Origin of the sequence: Vibrio variabilis, assembly GCF_003263785.1 — a bacterium.
Classification (GTDB): Bacteria; Pseudomonadota; Gammaproteobacteria; order Enterobacterales; family Vibrionaceae; genus Vibrio; species Vibrio variabilis.
Map to the genome: position 1 here is coordinate 1 of NZ_JYJK01000088.1, position 7,925 is coordinate 7,925.

Consider the following 7,925-nt stretch of genomic DNA (forward strand, 5'->3'; position numbering starts at 1 on the left):
TCTCTGGGCCTTCGAATATGTCGTCCTGCGTGGTGACAACGGTGACTTTAAACTCAGTCACGCCTGCTGGTAGAGTGACATTGCCATCGGTGATGGTGAGCGGTACATCAGACTCCCCATCGTTGTACGTGGCCGTAATGGCGCCAATGTCACCCTCTTCAGCAGTGTAATCACCGTCAGTCACGGTCGCTAGGTTTAAAACCACATCGGCCTCAGTCTCCGTAGAAAGGCTTACGGTAAACATCGCAGATGAGCCCTCGCTGACTGGTTCAGCTTCCGAAATAGACAATACTGGACGGTCGTCGTCTGGATCGGAACCAGGTCCAGTGCCGTCATCAATGATGTCTGCATCCCCGGTCACAAAGAGGGTACCGTTTTCATCAAATGTGCTAGTGTCATCTTGCAGAGTTATGCCATCAACGTCTGAAACTCGAAGACCAAACCTCTCTTGCCCTTCGAAGGTTGTATCTTGCCGAGTTTGAACACTGACGATGAGCTCAGTCACACCCGCTGGAATATTTACTTGCCCATCAATGATGTTTACAGGCTGTGTTTCCCCATTATTATCTACATAGAATGCACTGATTGACTCTAGGTCTTCCGACTCCGCGGTATAACCGTTTTCATCGGTTACTAAACTCAATCCAAGTGCTATTTCATTCTCTGATTCGGCAGATAGCCTTACAACAAACTCAGCACTTTCACCCTCGTTCACTTGCTCTCCACCCGACACGCTTAACGTGGCAGGAATGGCTTCTTCTGCTATTTGAACAGGTTGGCGCGCAAACTGGAGCAGTGTTAACGACTGTGTTGCCGATAATCCTTGCGCTTCCAGACCTGTCGTGTCGAACTGGGTAGAAGCAAGTACTTGAGCTCCGTCGCGCTCAATAGCCCCTGTCGTTGTCGGGCTCGAACCGTTTTCCTCACCTGCTGCAGTCTCCTGACCCTCTACATCCGTTGGATCCTGTCCAGATTCGATCTGTGCGATGATCGCGTCTGCATCCAATGCTGTTATCTCAAGCGTTCTCGCCGAACCATCATCTTCGATAAGGACGACGTTCACATCCTCACCGACTTCAGCATCCTCTAAAATGTCGATTACAACATCTCCCGGACGAGGCTCTAGTCCCTCAGGAAGGACTGTCAGTCTCCCTTGAGCGTCCACCACTAACGTACCTGAAACCTGCACTGCACCAAATAAAGAAAAACCACTCATGTTCGACTCCTTGAGTCACCCAGTGACGACCGGGTTGCTCTGTAATATTACCTAGCTCATTCGTTAACACTGCGCTGCAAAAAAGTTTAATTTTTATTTGTTGTATAAAGTAAATATCAGACATCTCGAATATTGAGTATGTTTTGGCAAGCTAATTAATCATCTGTCTCAAAAAAGATATTCGATCTCTCAAATTCGAGAATTGTGGATTTCTACCAATATTTTTTTGTTTTTTATTAGTGAATGAAAATAAAGGAAAAATGGAGTTTAATGTGTCGCTCTCATTTCCAAAACGAACACCAATAAGCACATGAGCGCATACTGATGTTCGCTGGTATGCACACTCCAGATAGCAATCACCACTGGTTAGACATAGCTCTCAAGACTAAGAGCTAAGAAATATGGGGCAGCATGACCGATCGTACGACTCTTCTAGTCAATTCGATAGTAAGTAAACTGTGTAAGAAAGTGGTAAAAGCCAACCCATTAGAAGTAAAAACTTATCGAACTTAATAAATATCGAAAAATAAAAAAGCAACCCGGAGGTTGCTTTTTTTACAATGTTATCAATTAGCTATCTTGAATAATCAAAATGTTATTTAACATGTTATTATCAACACCAACAACCCCTTCAAGCTCGATGGTTACCGACTTACCATTACCTTTATCGACATTGATTAAAGTACTACCATTGTCTTCGGAAACAACAATTGTATTGTCTGCTAACAGGTCATCCAGTGAGTCTGTTTCGTCGAATAAATCTTTAAGATCAATGACATCATTATTTCCATTTTCCCTGGAAAAATCAGTAATAACATCTCTATGACCATCTAAATCGCTTTCTGTCCACTTAAAGGTGTCGTTACCCTCACCGCCTGTCAGAGTATCACTACCTTTACCACCGATTATTAGATCGTCTCCATCACCGCCAATGAGCAGGTCATCGCCTTCCGTACCATATAGATAAGAGGTCGCTGTACCCTGCGCGGCAAAGCCATAATCATTGTCGTTGTTTGAGTCGGTAAAGTTCCCTTCAGGTGAGATATTGATGGTCACCGTAGCATCATCATTGCTTCGCGCACCGTCATCATCAACCGCTTCATATTTAAAACTGTCTGTAACATCCGTATCTACTGCCTCAAACCCTTGTAATACAAACCCTTTGCCATTTTCATTGGTCAATACAACCCTGACCTCGTCAAAAGGCTGTTCAGATTGAATATCCATTGTCGCGACCTTAGAGCTGTTCCCAGAATCGACATGAAGATCATTATCAGGATCAAGCTGCTGAGCACCTACGTAGGCTCCATCTAGATATAAGAATGCAGTAATGACCGCTGCAGGAGCGTTTCCTCTGCCCTGAACAATGTTGCCCGTCAAACTGGCCAGAGTAACCTTGACGTGAGTCATACTCGCCGCGGTGTAACGCACGGCTATATATTCGCCTCATCGGTATTTTTACCATTGCCGTGTTCGTTTTCTTGCCCATTTTGACCCGTTTGCTGAGTAAAGAAACCACTGTGTTTATCGTTGCCATTGTCGTCGTAAGCTATGTTAGCTAGCTGATCTGACGATATCAGGTCAGGGTCAGGACGTGCTCCAGTATAGATGCCACCCGTAATCTCGATATTTTGATCGAGTAAGGCCGAAAGACTCGGATCGAAACCATCTTCATTTGCAGAGAAACCATTGTTGAGCTCATATTGGATCACTGTTTTGTCCAAAACGGTATCACCAGCTTCAAGATACAATCGACCATCGCCATTATTAACTTCAACATAGAGTTCCCCGTATTGTGGTAACTCGGTAATTTCAACCATGGTTTCTTTGTAGCTGCTTGCATCGTCCTCAATATCGGTTGCAAAATCTGCGAAATGCAACGGTATCGTGTCTTCTCCCGCAAAAACATCAAAATCTACAACTTCTGGTGGCGTGTTATTCGCGTCATTTACATCTAGAACAATGAGATTGATGGTTTTAATCACCGACTTGTTCGCTACTGGATGCTCAATGTCTCCTTCTGATGAAGTGGCTGTGACAGTGAGCGTGTACGTGTTTGGATCAGCAACGACTACCTGAAGGTTCTCCAAGCTAACATTGTTGGGCAGCTCCGCAATGCCATCAATCGCCGTTAACTCAGCGCCATCCAACCACAGGGTGGCGCCATCAGGAAGACCTGAGAGTTGCAAGGTCAGTGATTCTGAACCGTCGACATCCGTTAGAGCCGCACTAATATCACTAAGGTCAATTAGGGAGTCTTCGTAACCGACATTTTCCGTGGCAGACAATGTGATATTGTCGAGAAGTGCACCGTAACTGTTTTGCTCAGGTGACTCAAAAACAACTCTGTAGTTGCCATCTTCAGGAGTTTGGAAGAACACATGCTCATCTCGAGACCACTGCCTAACATCAAGCTCATGCTCACCCCGTTAGAATAAGATCTCAACACCTCAACGTCTTCCCAAACTCCAGGTGAGGTCTCTTTTGTCAATATGATATCCATTGGTGAGTCATTTCTTCTGTCTGCAGCATCAAAGTTTAACTCGTAAAACTGACCCGACTCGCCATCAAACTCGGTAAACAGAGAATCAGTTTGCCCACTGCGACCCTCGATTTCAAAAATCTGATTGTCACCACCGCTACCCATATAAACGCGCTCTTTACCAACCTCTCCTCGATCGGTAATGACTCCCCAATTTCCAAGGTTCAGCCCATCTGGCGTATCGACACTAAGCTGAGTTCCATCGATGTTGCCTTTCCAGCTACTATTGCCCAGATTGATATTCTCGAAGTTGATTGCCGAGAGGATTTGTTCACCCGATACGGTTAGCGTCGGCATATCAGTAACAGGTTTTACCGTGACCGAAAGATCGTGCATTTCAACGGAAGTTCCGTCACTACCAACACCTTCTACAGTCAAAACGAAGTCTTCGTCACTGTTCTCGGGTGGCAAAACGGACAACTTGGTAAGTTGTGAAGGCATTAATTCGATAGAGTCGCCTGTAAACGTCAGCTCGGCGTTACCATCAAAGAGCTTAGCACCATTCGGAATGCCAGAAATCACTACCTTAGATACATCACTACTTACTGGTAACACAATTGCCAAATCAATATTGGTATCTTCATCACCTTCTGCTGGCGAAATAACGACATCAGCCACGGCGCTTACATCAATCGTCGACACAGCGGTATTAGACGGAAGCGATTGATCGTCAAATGTAGTGATCTCGATTACTCGATTTGTTTGATCCGGGTTTTGACTCGAGTTTTCAAACTTAATCAGTTGAATCGCCGCTTCGTAATCTGCTGGAGTTGCCTCTCCTGTTAGCGTGATCTTAATCGACTCGGTTGGTAATCCCTCATCGATAACTTCGTACCCATATTGAAGACCGCTGAGTAAGAAATCGCCGTGTTGTAAACTGGCAATCTCGAAAGTATCTCCCTCTTTAGAATTCGTGAATAAGATTTCAGCGGAGCCGATAACATTGTTCTCATCAAAAATGGTGATATCATCATCGACCACGTTGATTGGCGCATCGCCCTCGGTAAACAAGGTGTCAAAGCCCGTACCATCAGCACTTAGATCCAAGTCAAGCGTTGGAGCAGCATTGTTATCCCTTTGGTCAACGATGGTAACAACTGACTCTTCGCTCAGCGCCTCGCCACTATCTACCGCTTTGTATTTGAAGCTATCGTTGAGTGCAGTTTCAAGGTATCTAAGCTCCCAGTTACCTGGTCCAGAAGTACCGACACTGATCCCAGTGATCACGACGCCCTCATCAACACTGGAGAGGTCGTCTACAGAAAAGCTGAGTGCATGGAATAGTTCATTGTTACCTGAACTCTCCTTTTGAAAATCGGGGATGTACTCTACCGTCGAGCCATCACTTAGCATGACTTCGATTGTCACAGCAGACTCATTGTCGTTGTCTAATCCACTGTAGAAATAACCGCCCATGCCATCGAGGCCGAGGTTAACATGAGTAGCAGGACGCTCTGAGAAGTCTATCGTAAGCTCTTCACCTTCATTGATGCCGTGACCACCGCCAATACCTAAACCATGCCCCACATGGTTAGCTTGCACATCACCGCGGTACTGTATCAGGTTACCTTTGTTTGAGCTGATAGTAATAGAGTCACCGTTCTCTAACTCCAGAACGCGGTTCTTACCATCAACCGTTTCACCCCAGTTGTAGAACTCGTCTTTAGTGCTCTCTTGGTCGCTATCGGTCGGTATTACCTTCGTACCCAATACAAAGCCCTGAGCATTTGAATCAGGTTGATAGGTAATATGTGTTGGATCGAACGCATCACCGTTCTCAACATGAGTTTGAGTAATAGCAACACCGTAGTAGAGCAGAGTCCCACCGACCGGAAGCTCAGTAATTGTCACTTTTACTTGTGCACCGTTCGCATCATCTTCGATGTCAGCAATATGATCGCTACCCTCGCCTTCAATAGTTCCGATACCTGTATCGAACTCAACAGAGACTGGATCATTGCCATCAATCGAGAAACTGAAGTTCTCTGACTCTGGTGGATCGTTGACCGGTAAAACAGTGATCATCGATGTCGCAACATTAGATGCCAGGTTTTGATCATCGTATACCATAATCTCAACTTGTCGCGGTACGTCACTCGGATCTTGGCTATCGTTAGAAAATTCGATTAACTTCAATGCCGCTTCATAATCCGCACTGCTCGCTTCACCCGAGATAGTAATTAGAGTTGCCGTTTTTTCAACCACCAGCCTGCTGGAAGTGTTCCATTTGGGTTAAACCCAATTGAGTCATTGAACTGAGGGTTAGTAAACCTGATCTCGGCTTTGGTGATGGTATCGATGTCATCTTGAATATTGATATCTTCATCGACAATAGCTATCGGGCTACCGCCTTCCGTAAACAACGCCGAATAGCCGGTGCCCACTTCGCTGTCATCAAGGTCAATCACTGGCGCTATATTGTCATTATCACCGCCAGGCTTACCACCAATTTCACCGTCATCGGAGATAGTTGCACCAACAGTAATACCCGCTGCGCCGTTATTAGTGAGGCCTGCTGGCTCCGTGATTTTTAGACTAAAGCCTTCGTCTAGCTCGTACACATTATCGTCAACAATGCCAACACTGATATCCACCGCGGTAACGCCGGCGGGGATTACAATTTGGTTATTGACGATATCAAGCATGACCTCTTCGTTGCCATTGTTATAACTCGCTGTCGTAGTGGTAAAGTCACCACTGTCTGTCGTGTCATCAATGCGCTCAAGAGTAACCGTAAGTGGTACATCCGAGGGATTACTTAGGCCTAAAACATACCCGACAGAACCTGCATCTTCACTTACTTCACCACCTCCAGTGAGCGTGAGTGTCACGTCATCGTTGTCGAGAATATTGCCTGCGAGAGACTGGCCACCAATCGTTAGGGTGAAGTCTTCTGTATTCTCAAAACGGCTATCATCTACGGTTGGCAGTTCAATAGAGAACGAAGAGACTCCAGCAGGGACTTCTAGTTCACCAGTCACCGCGTTGTAACTCACTTCATCGCTAAAATCTAAGCGACTTAAATCAATGTCAGTAGCCGAAGCCAAATCGGAACCTGTTCCAAACTCAATATCAAAGAAGGTTTTAACGTTGGTGGTGCCATCGAGAGTCACGTTGTAAACGAAGCTATCCCCTTCCGTGACATCGTTGTTATCAGCGTTAAAAGTAATAGTATCTACAGCTATAGGTGTCGGATTAATTAACACACTAACCGTTGCAGTATCAGTGCCACCTCGCTCATCGGTGATTTGGTACTGGAACTGAGCATTGCCAGTAAACTCACCAGGCAATTCAAACACCACATCATCACCGTCAATGTAGGCATCACCTAAGCTTTCATCAAAAATGGACGTCACACTAAAGCTATGCCCGTCGGGATCGCTATCGTTAGCAAGGATTTCACTTAGGGGAATGCGAACTTCTTGTCCTTGGGTAAATACATAGCGTCAGCGCCATCGAACGACACACCTTGCAAGAAATAGTCTGATGAGTCATTCCCTCTTGCTTCACCCTCCGTAAACTCAACGGCTTCAAACTCAATGCGATCAAAGGCAAAACCACCGGTATCGATATTGAAAATACCCTCATTGCCTTCTTCATTTGAGAAGTAATCAGCAGCGACCAATGTATCGCCCAAGTAGGCGCTCCATTTACCTTGCTCGTGATTATCCGTTCCCCCTTCATCAGCATACAAGTTGGTAACAGAGAATGAGCCACCAACCGCTGGAGCTTTGAGATCAATAGTCAGCTTCTCTGACTTCCCTTCATTGCGGTTATACTGGATTTGCTCGTTCGGACCTCCGGTTGACGTACCATCGATCCCCAGCTTATCACTGCCGTATACCTGATACCCCACTTCAGAGCCATCGTAAGAAGCGCTAACGTTATCAATCAGATCATCGGAGTCATTGGTATCAAATGTCCAGCCAGGCTTCTCAGAGCCCACAGTGCCTATTGTTCGGTCTAGACCTTCAGGGTCATTTTCTGCGACAGGAGCGGTATTGTCGTTGTCGATGATCGTCCCAGTTGATGGAACGCCATCAACAGAAAGTGTGTACGTCTCTTCAGGCTCAACTAAGTTGTCATCCACCGTTGGTAAGATGATATCGAACGTCGTCACGCCGACTGGCACATTGAGGTTGCCATCCACGAGGGTCACGTTGTTGC

General features: G+C 45.8%; 4 protein-coding genes and 2 pseudogenes. All 6 read right to left on the minus strand.

Annotation, left to right across the window (positions count from 1 at the left end):
* Positions 1-1,216: pseudogene (locus TZ48_RS16600) on the minus strand (hypothetical protein); the annotation flags it as partial.
* 570 nt (positions 1,217-1,786) lie between these two features.
* Positions 1,787-2,647 (minus strand): calcium-binding protein, encoded by an 861-nt coding sequence (locus TZ48_RS16605; protein ID WP_112479986.1) that lies wholly within the window; start codon positions 2,645-2,647, stop codon positions 1,787-1,789.
* Positions 2,648-2,649: 2 nt separating this feature from the next.
* Complete coding sequence (locus TZ48_RS16610) at positions 2,650-3,504, minus strand: hypothetical protein (protein WP_112479987.1); 855 nt, start codon at positions 3,502-3,504, stop codon at positions 2,650-2,652.
* Complete coding sequence (locus tag TZ48_RS16615) at positions 3,465-5,963, minus strand: hypothetical protein (RefSeq protein ID WP_112479988.1); 2,499 nt, start codon at positions 5,961-5,963, stop codon at positions 3,465-3,467. The genes TZ48_RS16610 and TZ48_RS16615 overlap by 40 nt, the downstream gene beginning before the upstream one ends.
* Positions 5,939-7,171: an Ig-like domain-containing protein gene (locus TZ48_RS16620; protein WP_338062282.1), complete on the minus strand. Its 1,233-nt coding sequence runs from the start codon at positions 7,169-7,171 to the stop codon at positions 5,939-5,941. Before TZ48_RS16620 ends, TZ48_RS16615 begins: the two co-directional genes overlap by 25 nt.
* A pseudogene (locus tag TZ48_RS16625) lies at positions 7,162-7,925 on the minus strand (hypothetical protein); the annotation flags it as partial. The gene TZ48_RS16620 and the pseudogene TZ48_RS16625, both read right to left, overlap by 10 nt.